Raw genomic sequence first — 17,245 nt, forward strand, 5'->3', positions numbered from 1 at the left:
CTGAAAGGCTTCATCAGTCAGCTGTTTGCCTCGGCAGACAGCTCAACCGCCAGCAGCGATGAATCGCTGCTGGCGCGTTATCGCGAGGGCGACAGCGCGGCGTTCGAGATCTTGTACGCGCGCCATCGTCAGGGTTTGTACCGGTTTCTGCTCGGTTTGAGCGGCAAACCGGAACTGGCCGACGAGGTGTTTCAGGAAACCTGGTTGAGCCTGATCCGCAGCAGCAGTCAGCCACAAGGGCGGGCGACATTTCGTACGTGGTTGTTCCAGATTGCCCGCAATCGCCTGATCGACCACTGGCGCAAACACGGTGCCCGGCAACCGCTGCACGACAGCTACGACGAGCAAAATCACGCGGTCAGCGATGAGGCAAATGATCCCGAACAACTGCTCCGCCTCAGTCGTGACAGCCAGCGCCTGGAAAGCGCCTTGCAAACCCTGCCTGCCGACCAGCGCGAGGTGTTCTTGCTGCGCGCCCACGGCGACCTCGACCTGGCACAAATCGCCAGCCTCACCGAAACACCGCTGGAAACTGTCAAAAGCCGCTTGCGCTATGCCCAGCAAAAACTGCGTCGGCTGCTGGCCGAGGAGGTACTGACATGACTGACGCCCGCCAGACACCGGAAGACTCGGTGATTAAACATGTTCGCGAACAGCACAACGCCGAACCGCCAGCGCACCTTGATGCGTTCATCCTCAACGCTGCGCAGCGTCAAACCCCTGCGATGAAGCCAAGCCTGTGGCAACGCTGGCTCGACGCTTGCCGTAAACCCCGCTGGCAGGTTGCATTCGCCAGCCTCGTCGGCGTGGCATTGATGCTGTCACTGGTACAGCGCGCTCCTGAGCCGCTGCCTCATTACGACTATGCCCCAGCCCCCAAACTTGCCGTACCGATGACCGACACGGACTCAGCGCAACTGCACCGATTGTCCGCTCCGGCCGGCGCCATGCCGGCACCTGCGCCGATGATGGAAATGGCCGCGCCGATGCAAGATCAAACCATCAGCGCCGATGAAGCCAGATTCAGCAAACGCGCCGCCGCCCCGGCCAACGGCCTCGACGCACAACTGCGCGAAGTCCTGCGCCTGCGCGAATCCGGCCAATCGCAAGCCGCCGACAGCCTCTTCAACAACCTGCACAAACGCTACCCGAACGCCGATCTCGACGCCCGTCTTGAACAGTTGCGGAAAAAATGACCACTTGTCCCACCAGCCATTTGGCATTGCCCCGCAAAAACGCGCACTATCGGGGCATTGCCAATGCGCTGGAGGACAACGTGGCAGCAAAAATTGACCGCATCGCCCAACTGCTCAACTGCCCGGAGAAGGGCGAAGAGATGCGGCGAGCGATTACCGAGACGCGTAAGGAATTTCTGCTTAACCAGTCGGAAGAGGATGTCGTTGATGAAGACGACGTTTTTGAGGAGGTTGAGGAGGAAGAGGATGACGATGATTACGACGAGTTTGACTGGACGACGGAGTAACGTCGTTCCGGTCCATTTGCGTCATCCACAAAAAAGCCCCGGACCATCACAATCCGGGGCTTTCTCATTTAAATCAATGGTGCACCAGGCGGGATTCGAACCCACGACCCCTGCCTTCGGAGGGCAGTACTCTATCCAGCTGAGCTACTGGTGCAGCGGGCGACATCATACCTAGGTCGGCTCGGGGCGTCCATGCTGGGTTTTGGGGCGTATTGTCAGTGCGCGTGTCCGCGCAAATCGCGGTATTCCATAAAGCGGTAACGTCCTGCAAAACCCTCGCTTGGCGCTTTCTCGGGACTGTTCTATGGTTTTGTTGCGGCTGAGGCCTTTGGCTCGTTGATCTGAAAAATTCCACAAACACGCCGTTTTTGTTCTTTTTTTCGAACGACCTATTGTCCTTTAACCCCTTTGATCCTACGATCCGTTTGAGATTTCAAACGCTCGTTGACCGGGCGTTGAAGCGCCGGTGTTTCGAATCGTGCACGATTGATGCGCCACACCCGGTCACTGATTTCCCTGACGGCAGCCTTGCGAGGCGCCTTTCTACAATCATAATTTGCTCCGCGCAGGCCGCGGTGCTGTTAAGGAAAGCCGACATGCAGCTTAAAGACACCCTGTTGTTCCGCCAGCAAGCCTTCATTGATGGCGCTTGGGTCGATGCGGATAACGGTCAGACGATCAAGGTCAACAACCCGGCCACCGGCGAAATCCTCGGTACCGTGCCAAAAATGGGCGCTGCCGAAACCCGCCGTGCCATCGAAGCTGCTGACAAGGCGCTGCCGGCCTGGCGTGCCCTGACCGCCAAAGAGCGTGCCGGCAAGCTGCGTCGCTGGTTCGAACTGATGATCGAGAACCAGGACGACCTCGCGCGCCTGATGACCCTCGAGCAGGGCAAGCCGCTGGCCGAAGCCAAGGGCGAAATCGTTTACGCCGCTTCGTTCATCGAGTGGTTCGCCGAAGAAGCCAAGCGCATCTACGGTGACGTGATTCCGGGCCACCAGCCAGACAAGCGCCTGATCGTGATCAAGCAGCCAATCGGCGTGACCGCCGCCATCACCCCGTGGAACTTCCCGGCGGCGATGATCACCCGTAAGGCCGGTCCAGCACTGGCTGCCGGTTGCACCATGGTGCTCAAGCCTGCTTCGCAAACTCCGTTTTCTGCTTTCGCGTTGGCCGAACTGGCCCAGCGCGCGGGTATTCCTGCGGGCGTGTTCAGCGTGGTTTCCGGCAGCGCTGGCGACATCGGCAGCGAGCTGACCAGCAACCCGATCGTGCGTAAATTGTCCTTCACCGGTTCGACCGAAATCGGTCGTCAGCTGATGTCGGAATGCGCCAAGGACATCAAGAAAGTCTCGCTGGAACTGGGCGGCAACGCGCCGTTCATCGTGTTCGACGACGCGGACCTGGATAAGGCCGTCGAAGGCGCGATCATTTCCAAGTACCGCAACAACGGCCAGACCTGCGTCTGCGCCAACCGTCTGTACATTCAGGATTCAGTCTACGACGCGTTCGCCGAGAAGCTGAAAGTGGCTGTGGCGAAACTGAAGATCGGCAACGGTCTGGAAGACGGCACCACCACTGGCCCGCTGATCGACGAAAAAGCCGTGGCCAAGGTGCAAGAGCACATTGCCGACGCCGTAGCCAAAGGCGCCACCGTGCTGGCTGGCGGCAAGGCGATGGAAGGCAACTTCTTCGAGCCGACCATCCTCACCAACGTGCCGAAAAACGCCGCTGTGGCCAAGGAAGAAACCTTCGGTCCGCTGGCACCGCTGTTCCGCTTCAAAGATGAAGCCGAAGTGATCGCGATGTCCAACGACACCGAGTTCGGTCTGGCCTCTTACTTCTACGCTCGCGACCTCGGTCGTGTATTCCGCGTCGCGGAAGCGCTGGAATACGGCATGGTTGGCGTCAACACCGGGCTGATCTCCAACGAAGTCGCGCCGTTCGGCGGCATCAAGGCCTCGGGCCTGGGCCGTGAAGGCTCCAAGTACGGCATCGAAGATTACCTGGAAATCAAATACCTCTGCCTGGGCATCTAAGCTCGGACAAGGATCGCTGCAAACGCAAAGGGCACGAGAGCGCTGTCCCTTTGCGTGGTTTCAAACCGGAATTTTCTCTGCGGCCAGGAACGCCGTGGCAGTCGATCATCGCATGCTGCCACCGTCGATTTCTCCCGCTTAATCCTTGAACCACGCCGCCCGATGAGCGGCGAATGAGGACTGTAATGAGCAAGACTAACGCTGAACTGATGGCCCGTCGTACCGCAGCTGTTCCACGTGGTGTTGGCCAGATTCACCCGATCTTCGCTGAGTCGGCGAAGAACGCCACCGTGACTGACGTTGAAGGTCGTGAATTCATCGACTTCGCCGGCGGCATCGCGGTACTGAACACCGGCCACGTGCACCCGAAAATCATCGCCGCCGTGACCGAACAGCTGAACAAGCTGACCCACACCTGCTTCCAGGTACTGGCTTACGAGCCGTACGTTGAGCTGTGCGAGAAAATCAACGCCAAGGTGCCAGGCGATTTCGCCAAGAAAACCCTGCTGGTCACCACCGGTTCCGAAGCCGTTGAAAACGCCGTGAAAATCGCCCGTGCCGCCACTGGCCGCGCCGGCGTGATCGCCTTCACCGGCGCTTACCACGGTCGCACCATGATGACCCTGGGCCTGACCGGTAAAGTCGTGCCGTACTCGGCCGGCATGGGCCTGATGCCAGGCGGCATCTTCCGTGCGCTGTACCCGAACGAACTGCACGGCGTGAGCATCGACGACTCGATCGCTTCCATCGAGCGTATCTTCAAGAACGACGCCGAGCCGAAAGACATCGCCGCAATCATCATCGAACCTGTGCAGGGTGAAGGTGGTTTCTACGTTGCGCCGAAAGAGTTCATGAAGCGTCTGCGTGCCCTGTGCGACCAGCACGGCATCCTGCTGATCGCTGACGAAGTACAGACTGGCGCTGGCCGTACCGGCACCTTCTTTGCCATGGAGCAGATGGGCGTTGCTGCCGACCTGACCACCTTCGCCAAATCCATCGCAGGCGGCTTCCCGCTGGCCGGTGTGTGCGGCAAGGCCGAATACATGGACGCCATCGCCCCGGGTGGCCTGGGCGGCACTTACGCCGGTAGCCCGATCGCTTGCGCCGCTGCGCTGGCGGTGATGGAAGTGTTCGAAGAAGAACAACTGCTGGACCGCTGCAAGGCTGTCGGCGAGCGTCTGGTTACTGGCTTGAAAGCTATCCAGGCCAAGTATCCGGTGATCGGCGAAGTCCGTGCTCTGGGCGCGATGATCGCGGTCGAGCTGTTCGAAAATGGCGACAGCCACAAGCCGAACGCCGCCGCTGTAGCGTCCGTTGTGGCCAAGGCGCGCGACAAGGGTCTGATCCTGCTGTCCTGCGGCACCTACGGCAACGTTCTGCGCGTCCTCGTACCGCTTACCTCGCCGGACGAGCAACTGGACAAAGGTCTGGCGATCATCGAAGAGTGCTTCTCGGAGCTGTAAGCCGCGCACTGTGTGATCGGATAGACAAAAAAACCCGCTTCGGCGGGTTTTTTTCGCCCCGTGAACATATCAATTGCTTTAGCGCTGTATCGAATGGCCAGCATTGGCTAAGGTTCAGGCATTGCAAGGGAGAGCGCGCATGACTGCCGTTGATTTACCCGCCGTACCCCGAGTGCTGATTGCCGAGGCCGATCCGTGGTCCCGGGACCTGCTCAAACAAGTGCTTCTGAACGTGCGTTGCGATGCGCGGATAGACTTGTGTGCCGACGGGCAGCAAGCCCTGTCATTGCTCAGTGAAGTGCCGTATGACCTGGCGATCGTTGATTGGGAGTTGCCCGGCATCGATGGTTTGAGCGTGCTGCGCAGCGTGCGCCAGCGCAAACGCAATCCGCCGCTGCCGTTCATCCTGATGAGCAACCGCAACGATAGCGCCAGCGTGCGCGAAGCGCTTCCGTTGGCACCGACGGCCTATCTGACCAAACCACTGAACATGGAAAGCCTGACCGAGCGTTTGCAGGGTTTGCTGCTGAATGCCGGTGAAGAGGTTTTCTGTGAAGTACCGGCATTGGCGCCGGGCATGACCTTGTCGGTGTTTCTCGAGCGACGTCGTGAGCAGGCTGACGGTGCGCCGTTGATGACCGATGTGCAGGTGGCGGTGAAGCGCAGCCTCAACCCCAATGGGCTCGATCTGAAGCTGTTGGAAGATGAGATCAAAACCGACCCACAAATCACGGCGGTGCTGATCGCTGCGGCCAACAGCGCGGCGCAGCACCATGGCGCGCCGGTGCAGACACTGGCGCAAGCCCTGCATCGGCTGGGCACCGGGCAGAGCATGAACCTGATTCTGGGACTGGCACTCAAGCGCAGCGCCAGGCTCAGCGATCCATGTCTGGCGGACTATGCCGAACGTTACTGGGGGTTGTCGCTGCACACCGCTGAATATGCGCGCACCCTCGCGCGGCTGCTCGATCTCGATCAGGAACGCTGTTACTGCGCGGGCATGCTGCATCGCCTGGGTGATCTGGCGTTGCTGCGTTGTCTGCAGGAGTGGAAACAGGCCGGCGGAGAGCTGGATGAGTGGGAGGAGGTGGGCGACGCGCTGGCCGAGTTTGGTGCGGCTTATGGTTCGGCGTTGCGTACCCGATGGCGCCTGCCGCTGGAATTGCGGGAGCTGATTGCGTCGGTCTACCAACTCGGCGGCGGGGTGTATTCCCGTGAGGCGCTGGTGATGAACATGGCGGCGCAGATGGCGCATCTGACCGAGCATGAAGGCGTTGAGGAACTGGCGAAGAGTCGCACGGCGCGGTTGCTCAAGATCGGGCTGCCAGAATTGATGCGGATGCGTAAATAACCTGACTTACGCAAACCCATGTAGGAGTGAGCCTGCTCGCGATAGCGGAGTGTCAGACACCAACGGTTCGTTTGACACTCCGCTATCGCGAGCAGGCTCACTCCTACAATGGATCTCTGTGTAGCTGAGATACGGGTCAGGCAGAAATGATGCGGTTCTTGCCCTGTCGCTTAGCCTCATACATCGCCGCATCCGCGCGGGCGAACAGGCTGTCGAGGCTGTCGTCTGTCTCGGTCAGACTGGTCAACCCCTGGCTGACGGTGATACCGAATGTCTGGCCATCATGGCTGAAGCTCAACCGCTGAATCTCCTGCTGCAGCCGCTCCGCCACTTGCATGGCCATGTCCGGCGCACAACCGGGAAATACCGCTGCAAACTCTTCGCCGCCAATCCGCCCGAACAGATCCCCTCGACGTAATGACCCGCGCCCGCACTCGGCAATCCGCTGCAACACGTTGTCGCCTTCGGGATGACCGTAGGTGTCGTTGATCATTTTGAAGTCATCGATATCCAGCAGCAGAAAGGCCATTTGCGCACCCTGCACCCGCGCTACTTCGAACTCGCGATTGGCGCACTCGAAGAAGTGCCGGCGATTGCTGCTTTGTGTCAGCACGTCGGTAGTCGCCAAACGGTGCAGCTCGGTTTCCATCTGCTTCTTGTCAGTAATGTCTTCGGCGATGCCGACGATGATCACCGGCTGACCGGGTTCGTCCTGACGGTTGATGAAGCATTTGTCGCTGAGCCAGCGCACCTGGCCGTCGGCGGCGATGATCCGGTATTCGCGATCTTCCACCGCGCCTTTGTGCAGGACTTCGGCGAGGCTGCGTTCGGCGTAGTCGAGATCGTCGGGGTAGATGCTGTCGCGCCACTGGTTGTAGTCGGCGAGCAGCAGGCCGGCGGAGCGGCCAAAAATCCGTTCATAGGCGGGGCTGACGTACAGCACCTGCCGGGTTTCCCAGTTGAAGGCCCAGAGCACGGCGTTGACGCTGACCAGCAAGGAGCTGAACAGCTGCTCGCGTTCGCTCAGACGAGCGACCTCACCTTGGGCGTGCATCAACGCCATGAGGGTTTGCGCGGCCTCGGGCCACTGCGGGAAGGATGAGTCTTTTTGATTGTTGTTGACCATCGGCACAGATCTCAAAGGACGTGCCGCAATTCGACAACGGCCACAATACAGCCCGCCGGGATGGCGAAGTGTCTTTGAGATAGGCGATTTTTGGCGAAGTTCCGAAGGGTGCACCCGGGAGCCGGGTGCACCGATCAACGGTCTCAGACCGCTGCAGGACGCAACGAGTAGGTTTTCAACTGATCAGCAAATTCGCGCAGGGACTGGATGCCGCTGGCTTCTGCCTCGTGAATCCACTCTTTGATGGCAGCGAGCATGTCGTGGCCATTTGCACTGGTCTTGACCCAGATCTGCTGCAGGGCCAGGCGTTTTTCGTAGATTACCTTCAGCGCCTGGCTGTGCTCGAGCATGGTCTGGATGCGCAAGTGATGACGATCTTCCAGCAGGCTGGTTTCCCGCGACAGCAGACGTTTGGCGCGGTGGAACTGGTGACGCACCGAATGATCGACCTTGGCCAGCTCTTGCTTGACCAGCGGGCCGATTACCAGCTTGCGGTACTGGGCCATGATCTGGAAGCGGTTGTTGAGGATGGCCATGGCGGTGTCCATGTCCAGATTGCCCTTGCCTTCGACACGGTGGGCGATCGGCGTCACACGCTGGACCTTGGCCAGACGCAGGAAACAGAAGACTTTGATCCACGCCCAACCGAGGTCGAACTCCCACTTTTTCACCGAGAGCTTGGCCGAGTTAGGGTAGGTGTGATGGTTGTTGTGCAGTTCTTCGCCGCCGATCAGGATGCCCCAAGGCACCAGATTGGTCGCCGCATCGCGGCATTCGAAGTTGCGATAGCCGACCGCATGGCCCAGGCCATTGATCACGCCAGCGGCCCACACCGGGATCCACATCATCTGGATGGCCCAGATGGTGATGCCGATGGTGCCGAACAGCAGCAGGTCGATAACGCCCATGATCGCCACGCCCAACAGCGGGTAGCGGCTGTAGACGTTGCGCTCGATCCAGTCTTCGGGGCAGTTCTTGCCGTAGATGCGCAGGGTTTCCGGGTTCTGCGCTTCGGCGCGATACAACTCGGCGCCGGTGCGCAGCACGGTGGAAAGACCTTTGATGACCGGGCTGTGCGGGTCGTCTTCGGTTTCGCACTTGGCGTGATGTTTACGGTGGATGGCGGTCCACTCGCGGGTGTTCTGCGCCGTGGTCAGCCACAGCCAGAAACGGAAAAAGTGCTTCAGGCCGGCATTCAGCTCCAGCGAGCGATGGGCCGAGTAGCGGTGCAGATAGACCGTGACGGCGACAATTGTCACGTGGGTCATCAGCAGGGTGACTGCGACCAGAGACCAGGCCGACAAGCCAAGAAAACCTTCGTACCACATAGGCTATAGGGCCCTCGATAAAGATAAAAACAGCCGTTGCATTATCACCAAGCACACAGATAAAACCAGTCGCCCTTTCAGATAAGAGTCGCTGGATGTTTCTTGACCTATAATTCCAACCTTTTTGTAGGGACATGGACAGCCGAATGCGTGCCACTTACCGCGATGCTTTGCGTGCAGCGCTGCTCTATCTCGTACTTGCGGTTGTCTGGCTGCAGGGAACTGATCATTTATTAAACAATTTCTTCGATAACTCCGTCGATCTTGCCCGATGGCAACTGATCAACGGTTACGTGTTTGCGGCGCTCAGCGCCGGGCTGATCTTTCTGGCGCGGGCGCGCTTGTGCGAGTTTCTCGGAATCGGTGCGCGGTTGCGCGAGCGCCACGCTGATCGCGAACGCCTGCGTCAAGCGGCGGCCGTGTTCGATTGCACCCGCGAAGGGGTATTGGTCACCAATCACCAAGGGCTGATCGTGCACGTCAATCGGGCGTTTATCGAGATCACCGGTTATCAGCGTGAAGAAGTCCTCGGGCAGCAGCCGAGCCTGTTCAAGTCCGGCCATCATCCACCGGGTTTCTACCAAGCGATGTTTGCCACCCTGGAGTCGCAGGGCGAGTGGAGCGGCGAGATCTGGAACCGGCGTAAAAGCGGCGAGATTTATCCACAGTGGCAAACCATCCGGGTCATTCACGATGATCAGGGCGGGCTCAGCCATTACGTTGCGGTGTTTTCCGATATCAGCGCCATCAAGGATTCCGAGCATGAACTCAAACACCTGGCGCACCACGATCCGCTGACCGATCTGCCCAATCGCCTGCTGTTCAGCGACCGCGCCGAACAGGCGCTGGCTTCGGCGCAGATCCACAGGCGCGGCTGTGCGTTACTGATGCTCGATCTCGATCATTTCAAAATGATCAACGACAGCCTTGGCCATAACGTCGGCGATCGCTTGCTCAAGGCAGTCGCGGCGCGCCTGCAAGAACTGTTTGGCCCCGGTATTACCCTGGCGCGCCTGGGCGGCGACGAGTTCGCGGTGTTGGCAGAGAGTTGCCCACAGCCGGTGCAGGCAGCGGCGCTGGCGCAACGGATTCTCGATGCGCTGAAGGAGCCGTTCAGCATTGATGGCAATCAGTTGTTCATCAACGCCAGCCTCGGCATCAGCCTGTTCCCCAGCGACGCACTAAGCGCCGAGCAACTGTTGCGCAATGCCGATGCGGCGCTGTTCAAGGCCAAGAGCAGTGGCCGCAACGGTTATGCCTTGTATACCGAAGAACTCACCGCCCACGCCCAGCAACGTGTGGAGATCGCATTCGAGCTGCGCCGGGCGCTGGAGCAACAGGAACTGCGGGTTTATTACCAACCGGTGCATGACTTGAAAACCAGTCGCTTGATTGGCGTTGAAGCGCTGGTCCGCTGGCAGCATCCGCAACGTGGTCTGGTCTCGCCTGCGGAGTTCATCCCGATTGCCGAACGCACCGGTTTGATCGCTGAAATCGACGCCTGGGTCATGCAGCAGGCGTGTCGGCAAATGTGCCAATGGCAGCAGGCCGGAGTGGTGTTGTCGTTTGTCGCGGTGAATGTCTCGTCACGGCTGTTTGCCCGGCGCGAGTTGTACCAGCAGGTGGCGCAGGTGCTGCACGACACCGGACTGGATCCGGCATATCTGGAGCTGGAAGTCACTGAAAGTGCGGTGATGGATGATCCGGAAGTGGCGCTGGAGCAGATGCACCGTTTGCGCGAATTGGGTATTCGCCTGGCCATTGATGATTTCGGCACGGGTTACTCGTCACTGCTGCGGCTCAAGCGCTTGCCGGTGCAGAAACTGAAGATCGATCAGGGTTTCGTTGCCGGGTTGCCGTGGGATGAGGATGACGTGGCGATTGTCCGGGTGATCATCGCGCTGGCCCGAAGCATGGGCATGCAGGTGCATGCCGAGGGCATCGAGCAGGTTGAGCAGGCGGCGTTTCTGCTTGAGCAGGAATGTGATCTGGGGCAGGGCTATTGGTTTGGGCGACCGGCTCCGGCGCAGGAGATTGATTGGGCGAGAACTCCGGTGATTAGCTAAGACAGGGGCAAACTTGTTCCTGCGCTCAGCAAAGGGGCGCTCTGCGTCGGCCCAAAATCGCAGCGCAGAGCGCCGCCGGCTGCATTCCCACGCGGAGCGTGGGAACGATTAGCTTTTCAGTTATATAAACATTCTTAAATAGTCTTTTTAAGAATATCTGCGCCTCTCTTATATTGCTCCTACGCCGAACGCAGTGCCGCCCACTGCCAGGCATATCCCATTCAAAGGAGCAGCACCATGAGCGCATCCCTTCGCAGCGTTGACGGTCAGGACGAAACCACCATCTTGCGTGAAATCCAGAGCGCCCTGCGCGATCTGCGTTTCGGCGCGGTGGAGATCACTGTGCACAACGCACAAGTCGTGCAGATCGAACGCAAAGAGAAATTCCGTTTGCAGCAACCGGGCAAACAACCGGGCTAAAAGATCGCAGCCTGCGGCAGCTCCTACAGGGGGCTATGCGTAGGAGCTGTCGAAGGCTGCGATCTTTGAACCGGCAACACGATTCCCGAAATACATAAGAAAAAGCCACCACCAAGAATTCCAGGAGCTTTCACCATGTCGTCGATTCGCCGTTACGCTTTGGCCGCCCTGGCCAGCGCTGTGTTTGCCGGTTCCGCGGTTGCCAAGGATTACGAACTGCTCAACGTGTCGTATGACCCGACGCGCGAGCTGTATCAGGACTACAACGCTGAGTTCATCAAGTTCTGGCAGAAAGATCACGCCGGCGACACCGTGAAAATCCAGCAATCCCACGGCGGTTCGGGCAAACAGGGCCGCGCGGTGATCGACGGTCTGCGCGCTGACGTCGTGACTCTGGCGCTGGCTGGCGACATCGACGAAATCGCCAAACTCGGCAAGACCCTGCCCGCCGACTGGCAGAAGCGCCTGCCGGAAGCGAGCACGCCGTATACCTCGACCATCGTCTTCCTGGTGCGCAAGGGCAACCCGAAAGGCATCAAGGACTGGGGCGATCTGGTCAAGAACGATGTTTCGGTGATCACCCCGAACCCGAAAACCTCCGGTGGTGCGCGCTGGAACTTCCTCGCCGCCTGGGCCTACGGCCTGAAAGCCAACGGCGGTGACGAAGCCAAAGCCAAAGAATACGTACAAACCCTGTTCAAGCATGTGCCGATTCTCGACACCGGTGCACGCGGTTCGACCATTACCTTCGTCAACAACGGTCAGGGCGACGTGTTGCTGGCCTGGGAAAACGAAGCGTTCCTGGCACTGAAAGAAGATGGCGGCGCCGACAAGTTCGACATCGTCGTGCCTTCGCTGTCGATCCTCGCCGAGCCGCCAGTGGCCGTGGTCGACAAGAATGCCGAGAAAAAAGGCAACGAGCAGATCGCCGAAGCCTACCTGAAGCACCTGTACAGCCCGGCCGGTCAGGAAATTGCCGCGAAGAACTTCTACCGTCCGCGTGATAAGGACGTGGCTGCCAAGTACGCTCAGCAGTTCCCGAAACTGGAACTGGTGACCATCGACAAAGACTTCGGCGGCTGGAAAACCGCGCAGCCGAAATTCTTCAACGACGGTGGTGTGTTCGACCAGATTTATCAGGCGCAGTAATCTGACTTCAGCCACACACTAAGCCTGAAGCCAGGCGCGGAATATGTGGGAGCGAGCTTGCTCGCGAAAGCGCAGTGTCAGACGACGTAGAGTTGACTGATACTCCCTCTTCGCGAGCAAGCTCGCTCCCACATTGGTGCGTTCAGCGGAATGCTTTTTAACCAAGGACTTTTATGTCGCGTCGTATCTCCCCCGTCATACCCGGCTTCGGGCTGACGCTGGGTTACACCTTGGTGTACCTCAGCCTGATTGTGCTTATCCCGCTGGCGGCGATGTTCGTCCACGCCGCCCAACTCACCTGGGATCAGTTCTGGACGATCATCTCCGCACCGCGCGTGCTGGCCGCCCTGAAGCTGAGCTTCGGCACCGCGCTGTGTGCCGCGATCATCAACGGCATCATCGGTACGTTGCTGGCGTGGGTGCTGGTGCGCTACACCTTCCCGGGGCGCAAGGTGATCGACGCGATGATCGATCTGCCGTTCGCCCTGCCGACTGCCGTGGCCGGTATTGCGTTGACCGCGCTGTACGCGCCGGCCGGTCTGGTCGGGCAATTCGCCGCTGACCTCGGTTTCAAAATCGCTTACACCCCACTCGGTATCACTTTGGCGCTGACCTTCGTCACCCTGCCGTTCGTGGTGCGCACGGTGCAGCCGGTGCTGGCTGATATTCCCCGCGAAGTCGAAGAAGCCGCCGCGTGCCTAGGTGCGAAGCCATGGCAGGTATTCCGCCACATTCTTGTACCGGCATTGTTGCCCGCCTGGCTGACCGGTTTTGCCCTGGCGTTTGCCCGTGGTGTCGGCGAGTACGGTTCGGTGATTTTCATTGCCGGCAACATGCCGATGAAAACCGAAATCCTGCCGCTGCTGATCATGGTCAAACTCGACCAATACGATTACACCGGCGCTACCGCCATCGGAGTTTTGATGCTGGTGGTTTCCTTCGTTCTGTTGCTGCTGATCAACTTGCTGCAGCGGCGCATCGAAACCCCATAAGGAGGCGCGAACCATGTCCCAATCGTCTATTGCGGCCGCCTCTTCGGCCAATGCGGCACGCCGTGGCAGCGCCACTTCGCGCAGGGTCCTGATCGGCCTCGGCTGGCTGGTTTTTTTCCTGTTTCTGCTGCTGCCGTTGTTCATCGTGGTATCGCAGGGCTTGAAGAACGGTCTCGGCGCGTTCTTTACCGCGATCTTTGAACCGGATGCCCTGTCGGCATTGAAACTCACCGTGTTCGCCGTGCTGATTTCGGTGCCGTTGAACCTGGTGTTCGGCGTCAGCGCCGCGTGGTGCGTGAGTAAATACTCGTTCCGCGGCAAGAGCATGCTGGTGACCCTGATTGACTTGCCGTTCTCGGTGTCGCCGGTGATCGCCGGTCTGGTCTACGTGCTGATGTTCGGCGCGCAGGGCCTGTTCGGGCCGTGGCTGCAGGATCACGACATTCAGATCGTTTTCGCCTTGCCGGGCATCGTGCTGGCGACGATTTTCGTCACCGTGCCGTTTGTGGCCCGCGAGCTGATCCCGCTGATGCAGGAACAAGGCACGCAGGAAGAGGAGGCCGCGCGTCTGCTCGGCGCCAACGGCTGGCAGATGTTCTGGCATGTCACTGTGCCGAACATCAAGTGGGGCCTGATCTATGGCGTGGTGCTGTGTACCGCGCGGGCCATGGGTGAATTCGGTGCGGTGTCGGTGGTCTCCGGGCACATTCGCGGGGTGACCAACACCTTGCCGCTGCACGTCGAGATCCTCTACAACGAATACAACCACGTGGCCGCGTTCGCCGTGGCGAGCCTGTTGCTGATCCTGGCGCTCTTCATCCTGCTGCTCAAGCAGTGGAGCGAAAACCGTATCAACCGCCTGCGCGCCAGCGCCGCGGAGGAATAATTCATGTCGATCGAAGTGCGTAACGTCAGCAAGAATTTCAATGCGTTCAAGGCGCTGGACAACATCAGCCTGGATATCCACAGCGGTGAGCTGGTCGCGCTGCTCGGCCCCTCGGGCTGCGGCAAGACCACCCTGCTGCGGATTATCGCCGGCCTGGAGACCCCGGATAACGGCAACATCGTCTTCCACGGTGAAGACGTCTCCGGCCACGACGTGCGTGATCGCAACGTCGGTTTCGTGTTCCAGCATTACGCCTTGTTCCGGCACATGACCGTGTTCGACAACGTCGCATTCGGCCTGCGCATGAAACCGAAAAACCAGCGCCCGAGCGAAAGCCAGATCGCGACCAAGGTGCATGAACTGCTGAACATGGTGCAACTGGACTGGCTGTCGGACCGTTACCCGGAGCAGTTGTCCGGCGGTCAGCGTCAGCGCATCGCGTTGGCCCGTGCCTTGGCGGTCGAGCCGAAAGTGCTGCTGCTGGATGAGCCGTTCGGCGCCCTCGATGCCAAGGTGCGTAAAGAGCTGCGCCGCTGGCTGGCGCGTCTGCACGAAGATATCAACCTGACCTCGGTGTTCGTGACCCACGACCAGGAAGAAGCGATGGAAGTCGCCGACCGCATCGTGGTGATGAACAAGGGGGTGATCGAGCAGATCGGCTCACCGGGCGACGTCTACGAAAACCCGGCCAGCGATTTCGTTTATCACTTCCTCGGCGATTCGAACCGCTTGCTGCTGAGCGACGACAACCACGTGCTGTTCCGCCCGCATGAGGTGTCGTTGTCCAGGCACGAGCTGGAAGACCACCATGCTGCTGAAGTACGCGATATCCGCCCGTTGGGCGCGACCACGCGGGTGACGCTGAAGGTGGAAGGGCAAACGGATCTGATCGAGGCCGAAGTGGTGAAAGATCACGACAGCCTGATCGGCTTGGCCAAGGGTGAGACGTTGTTCTTCAAGCCGAAGGTCTGGCAGAAAGTCGCAAGCCTCTAAGATCAAAAGATCGCAGCCTGCGGCAGCTCCTACAGGGGTTTCGGTTGGTCACACATTTGTGATCGACCAAACCCACTGTAGGAGCTGCCGCAGGCTGCGATCTTTCAAGCGGCCTAAGCCGCCGCTTTGCCGTTCGGATTGACCCGCACTACCCCCGCCCGCGCCTCGATCTGCTCTTTCAATTCATGCCGCATCCCGAGCATGAACGCCACCTCGGCCACGACAAACAACGGCCCGACAATCAGCCCCGAGACATCATCGACAAACGCCGGTTTGCGCCCTTCATAGTGATGCCCGACAAACTGGATCACCCAGCCGACCACAAACATCGCTAACCCGCTGCTCAGCCAGACCATCGTGCTCTGCTGTGCCAATACATGCCCGGCCCAGACCGACAAGCCCATCAGCACGGTCATTAACACGCCAAGTTTCACCTCAAGTCGAAGGTAAAACCACGCCGAGGCCAGCGCCACGACAACGGCTGGAGATATCCACAAGCCGCCCAGCGACCATTCCGGGCGTGACAACAAAACTGCCACGGCCACCACAATCAGCGGAATGCCGATAAAGTGGCTGGCGATATTGCGCGGATCACGGTGGTAGGCGGCGTATTGACTGAGATGGTCGACGAGGCTTTTCATTGTTGTTCCTCCGGTAGGGTTCATCGCATCATCCCTCGGGATCAGGGTTCGCTCTGTCAGGCAGGCGACAATCCAGGAGTGTTTATGCAAATACGTTCACGGTTGATGAGCGGCCAATGGTTCAGTCATCTGCCGGCATCCTTTCAGGATAGTCTGCTGGCGGCTGCGCGAGAGCGACGGCTAACGGCGGGGCAGCGCTTGTTCCAGCGCGGCGATGCGCCGTGCGGCTTGTACGCGGTGCTCGATGGCGCTGTGCGTATAGGCGCGGTGAGCGAGCAGGGCAAAGAGGCGTTGTTGAGTCTGGTCGAGGCGCCGCACTGGTTCGGCGAAATCTGCCTGTTCGATGGTCAGCCGCGCACCCATGACGCCTATGCAGTCGGGCCGTGCACCTTGCTCAATATTCCTCAGGCGACGTTGCTCAAACTGCTCGACGAACACCCGGTGTACTGGCGGCATCTGGCGCTGCTGATGAGCCATAAACTGCGCCTGACCTTTATCAATCTCGAACAACTGAGCCTGCTGCCAGCCCCGGCACGCTTGGCCCATCGCTTGCTGATGATTGCTGAAGGCTACGGCGAACTCGATGCGCCACGCCGAGTGCTGCAACTGCCGCAGGAGCAGTTGGCATCGATGCTGTCGCTGTCGCGGCAGACCACCAACCAGATCCTCAAGGATTTCCAGGGGCAGGGGATTATCGGACTCGGGTATGGAGAGATCGAAATCCTTGATGCCATGCGATTGCGCGCTCTCGCCACGATCTAGGATCCAACGCCGAACCATTGTAGGAGTGAGCCTGCTCGCGATAGCGGTCTGTCAGTCAAAGATTGATCAACTGACAGATTGCTATCGCGAGCAGGCTCACTCCTACAGGGGGTTTGCGTGGGGATCAGGAACCGCGATAGGTCGAGAAACCGTACGGGCTGAGCAGCAGCGGAATGTGGTAATGCTGATCGGTCTGCTTCACTTCGAAGATCACCGGAATCTCCGGGAAGAACGTGTCGTGCTTGACCTTCTTGAAGTACTCGCCGGTCTTGAACACCACCCGGTATTCACCTGCTTCAAAAGGCTGTTTGGCCGGGAACAGTTCGGCAATTCGCCCTTGTTCATTGGTCGTGCCTTGAGCCAGTGGCTGCCAGTTCTGGCCGACGTGTTTCTCCAGCGTCACGTTGATGCCTGGCGAAGGCAGGCCGTTTTCCAGATTGAGCACGTGCACGCTCAGAGGATTGCCGGCAGCCAGAGCCAGACTGGAAAAAGCGCTCAGGCCGAGCGCGGCGAAGGTCATGCGCAAAGTGCTCATGGATGCATCTC

Annotated in this window: 17 protein-coding genes and 1 tRNA gene; 13 read left to right on the forward strand and 5 right to left on the reverse strand. The window is 59.5% G+C overall.

Going from position 1 to position 17,245, the window contains the following annotated elements; genetic code table 11:
• The first annotated feature begins 21 nt into the window (after positions 1-21).
• The 3 genes from H8F23_RS18460 to H8F23_RS18470 are packed head-to-tail and all read left to right on the forward strand — an operon-like array spanning position 22 to position 1,483.
• Entirely contained in the window at positions 22-603 is a 582-nt protein-coding gene (locus tag H8F23_RS18460; RefSeq protein ID WP_194935451.1) for an RNA polymerase sigma factor, read from the forward strand.
• Entirely contained in the window at positions 600-1,196 is a 597-nt protein-coding gene (locus tag H8F23_RS18465) for a hypothetical protein (protein WP_194935347.1), read from the forward strand. Before H8F23_RS18460 ends, H8F23_RS18465 begins: the two co-directional genes overlap by 4 nt.
• Positions 1,197-1,216: 20 nt before the next feature.
• Positions 1,217-1,483 (forward strand): hypothetical protein, encoded by a 267-nt coding sequence (locus H8F23_RS18470; RefSeq protein ID WP_194935452.1) that lies wholly within the window; start codon positions 1,217-1,219, stop codon positions 1,481-1,483.
• 77 nt (positions 1,484-1,560) lie between these two features.
• On the opposite strand, the gene H8F23_RS18475 is transcribed toward H8F23_RS18470, so the two are convergent.
• A tRNA-Arg gene (locus H8F23_RS18475) sits at positions 1,561-1,637 on the reverse strand.
• Between the two features lie 442 nt (positions 1,638-2,079).
• On the opposite strand from H8F23_RS18475, the gene gabD reads away from it, so the two are divergent.
• The 3 genes from gabD to H8F23_RS18490 all read left to right on the forward strand — a co-directional run bounded on the left by gabD (position 2,080) and on the right by H8F23_RS18490 (position 6,336).
• Positions 2,080-3,522, forward strand: a complete 1,443-nt coding sequence (gabD, locus tag H8F23_RS18480) for an NADP-dependent succinate-semialdehyde dehydrogenase (RefSeq protein ID WP_007917688.1) — start codon at positions 2,080-2,082, stop codon at positions 3,520-3,522.
• A gap of 185 nt (positions 3,523-3,707) precedes the next feature.
• Positions 3,708-4,985 (forward strand): 4-aminobutyrate--2-oxoglutarate transaminase, encoded by a 1,278-nt coding sequence (gabT, locus tag H8F23_RS18485; protein WP_007917687.1) that lies wholly within the window; start codon positions 3,708-3,710, stop codon positions 4,983-4,985.
• Between the two features lie 139 nt (positions 4,986-5,124).
• Entirely contained in the window at positions 5,125-6,336 is a 1,212-nt protein-coding gene (locus tag H8F23_RS18490) for a response regulator (protein ID WP_194935348.1), read from the forward strand.
• A 136-nt stretch (positions 6,337-6,472) separates the two neighbouring features.
• Here H8F23_RS18490 and H8F23_RS18495 read toward each other — a convergent pair whose 3' ends face one another.
• Both H8F23_RS18495 and desA read right to left on the reverse strand, forming a co-directional pair.
• The gene (locus H8F23_RS18495; protein WP_093440388.1) at positions 6,473-7,462 is read right to left on the reverse strand and encodes a GGDEF domain-containing protein; all 990 of its coding nucleotides are present in this window, start codon (positions 7,460-7,462) and stop codon (positions 6,473-6,475) included.
• Between the two features lie 143 nt (positions 7,463-7,605).
• Positions 7,606-8,790: a delta-9 fatty acid desaturase DesA gene (gene desA, locus H8F23_RS18500; RefSeq protein WP_194935349.1), complete on the reverse strand. Its 1,185-nt coding sequence runs from the start codon at positions 8,788-8,790 to the stop codon at positions 7,606-7,608.
• Positions 8,791-8,936: 146 nt separating this feature from the next.
• Here desA and dibA point away from each other — a divergent pair, with 146 nt between their 5' ends.
• From dibA to H8F23_RS18530, 6 genes are all read left to right on the forward strand, one after another.
• A complete protein-coding gene (gene dibA, locus H8F23_RS18505; protein ID WP_194935350.1) occupies positions 8,937-10,856 on the forward strand; it encodes a phosphodiesterase DibA in 1,920 nt (639 codons plus the stop codon).
• 237 nt (positions 10,857-11,093) lie between these two features.
• Positions 11,094-11,276, forward strand: a complete 183-nt coding sequence (gene oscA, locus H8F23_RS18510) for a sulfur starvation response protein OscA (protein WP_034151822.1) — start codon at positions 11,094-11,096, stop codon at positions 11,274-11,276.
• A 135-nt stretch (positions 11,277-11,411) separates the two neighbouring features.
• Positions 11,412-12,425, forward strand: coding sequence for a sulfate ABC transporter substrate-binding protein (locus H8F23_RS18515; protein WP_034151823.1), 1,014 nt, complete (start codon positions 11,412-11,414; stop codon positions 12,423-12,425).
• A gap of 173 nt (positions 12,426-12,598) precedes the next feature.
• On the forward strand, positions 12,599-13,417 hold the full coding sequence (cysT, locus tag H8F23_RS18520; protein ID WP_007917680.1) for a sulfate ABC transporter permease subunit CysT: 819 nt from the start codon (positions 12,599-12,601) through the stop codon (positions 13,415-13,417).
• Between the two features lie 13 nt (positions 13,418-13,430).
• The gene (gene cysW, locus H8F23_RS18525) at positions 13,431-14,303 is read left to right on the forward strand and encodes a sulfate ABC transporter permease subunit CysW (protein ID WP_108224225.1); all 873 of its coding nucleotides are present in this window, start codon (positions 13,431-13,433) and stop codon (positions 14,301-14,303) included.
• A gap of 3 nt (positions 14,304-14,306) precedes the next feature.
• A complete protein-coding gene (locus tag H8F23_RS18530) occupies positions 14,307-15,296 on the forward strand; it encodes a sulfate/molybdate ABC transporter ATP-binding protein (protein WP_095113898.1) in 990 nt (329 codons plus the stop codon).
• Between the two features lie 113 nt (positions 15,297-15,409).
• On the opposite strand, the gene H8F23_RS18535 is transcribed toward H8F23_RS18530, so the two are convergent.
• Positions 15,410-15,937 (reverse strand): Mpo1 family 2-hydroxy fatty acid dioxygenase, encoded by a 528-nt coding sequence (locus tag H8F23_RS18535; RefSeq protein WP_194935351.1) that lies wholly within the window; start codon positions 15,935-15,937, stop codon positions 15,410-15,412.
• Between the two features lie 84 nt (positions 15,938-16,021).
• Between H8F23_RS18535 and H8F23_RS18540 the strand changes: the two genes are divergently transcribed.
• Positions 16,022-16,699, forward strand: a complete 678-nt coding sequence (locus H8F23_RS18540; protein WP_194935352.1) for a Crp/Fnr family transcriptional regulator — start codon at positions 16,022-16,024, stop codon at positions 16,697-16,699.
• A 124-nt stretch (positions 16,700-16,823) separates the two neighbouring features.
• Here H8F23_RS18540 and uraH read toward each other — a convergent pair whose 3' ends face one another.
• Entirely contained in the window at positions 16,824-17,234 is a 411-nt protein-coding gene (gene uraH / locus H8F23_RS18545; RefSeq protein WP_093440416.1) for a hydroxyisourate hydrolase, read from the reverse strand.
• Positions 17,235-17,245 lie beyond the last annotated feature (11 nt).

It is taken from the genome of Pseudomonas neuropathica, from assembly GCF_015461835.1.
GTDB lineage: Bacteria > Pseudomonadota > Gammaproteobacteria > Pseudomonadales > Pseudomonadaceae > Aquipseudomonas > Aquipseudomonas neuropathica.

Bases quoted from the DNA above. Each gene is read 5' to 3' on its own strand.
- H8F23_RS18465 (WP_194935347.1), top strand. From the start codon at position 600: ATGACTGACGCCCGCCAGACACCGGAAGACTCGGTGATTAAACATGTT.
- gabD (WP_007917688.1), top strand. From the start codon at position 2,080: ATGCAGCTTAAAGACACCCTGTTGTTCCGCCAGCAAGCCTTCATTGAT.
- gabT (WP_007917687.1), top strand. From the start codon at position 3,708: ATGAGCAAGACTAACGCTGAACTGATGGCCCGTCGTACCGCAGCTGTT.
- H8F23_RS18490 (WP_194935348.1), top strand. From the start codon at position 5,125: ATGACTGCCGTTGATTTACCCGCCGTACCCCGAGTGCTGATTGCCGAG.
- H8F23_RS18495 (WP_093440388.1), bottom strand. From the start codon at position 7,462: ATGGTCAACAACAATCAAAAAGACTCATCCTTCCCGCAGTGGCCCGAG.
- desA (WP_194935349.1), bottom strand. From the start codon at position 8,790: ATGTGGTACGAAGGTTTTCTTGGCTTGTCGGCCTGGTCTCTGGTCGCA.
- dibA (WP_194935350.1), top strand. From the start codon at position 8,937: ATGCGTGCCACTTACCGCGATGCTTTGCGTGCAGCGCTGCTCTATCTC.
- oscA (WP_034151822.1), top strand. From the start codon at position 11,094: ATGAGCGCATCCCTTCGCAGCGTTGACGGTCAGGACGAAACCACCATC.
- H8F23_RS18515 (WP_034151823.1), top strand. From the start codon at position 11,412: ATGTCGTCGATTCGCCGTTACGCTTTGGCCGCCCTGGCCAGCGCTGTG.
- cysT (WP_007917680.1), top strand. From the start codon at position 12,599: ATGTCGCGTCGTATCTCCCCCGTCATACCCGGCTTCGGGCTGACGCTG.
- cysW (WP_108224225.1), top strand. From the start codon at position 13,431: ATGTCCCAATCGTCTATTGCGGCCGCCTCTTCGGCCAATGCGGCACGC.
- H8F23_RS18530 (WP_095113898.1), top strand. From the start codon at position 14,307: ATGTCGATCGAAGTGCGTAACGTCAGCAAGAATTTCAATGCGTTCAAG.
- H8F23_RS18535 (WP_194935351.1), bottom strand. From the start codon at position 15,937: ATGAAAAGCCTCGTCGACCATCTCAGTCAATACGCCGCCTACCACCGT.
- H8F23_RS18540 (WP_194935352.1), top strand. From the start codon at position 16,022: ATGCAAATACGTTCACGGTTGATGAGCGGCCAATGGTTCAGTCATCTG.
- uraH (WP_093440416.1), bottom strand. From the start codon at position 17,234: ATGAGCACTTTGCGCATGACCTTCGCCGCGCTCGGCCTGAGCGCTTTT.